This window comes from uncultured Aquimarina sp., assembly GCF_947500065.1.
Classification (GTDB): Bacteria; Bacteroidota; Bacteroidia; order Flavobacteriales; family Flavobacteriaceae; genus Aquimarina.
Genome location: NZ_CANMQT010000053.1, coordinates 1 through 305, shown reverse-complemented (window position 1 = coordinate 305; position 305 = coordinate 1). Strand labels below are relative to the sequence as shown.

General features: G+C 50.8%; 1 pseudogene. It reads right to left on the bottom strand.

Going from position 1 to position 305, the window contains the following annotated elements:
• Positions 1–305, bottom strand: a pseudogene (locus Q0975_RS28405) (hypothetical protein); the annotation flags it as partial.

Genomic DNA, 305 nt, shown 5'->3' with positions numbered 1-305 from the left:
TGAATTCCCTGTGCTCCAGTTATTCCTTGCGCTCCGGTTATTCCTTGTATTCCCTGCGCACCAGTTACTCCTTGTGCTCCAGTGATTCCTTGTACTCCTTGTGCTCCAGTGATTCCCTGTGCTCCAGTTACACCTTGCGCTCCGGTTATTCCTTGTATTCCCTGCGCACCAGTTACTCCTTGTGCTCCAGTAATTCCTTGTATTCCCTGAGCTCCAGTTACTCCTTGCGCTCCAGTGATTCCTTGTATTCCCTGAGCTCCAGTTACTCCTTGCGCTCCAGTGATTCCTTGTATTCCCTGTGCTCC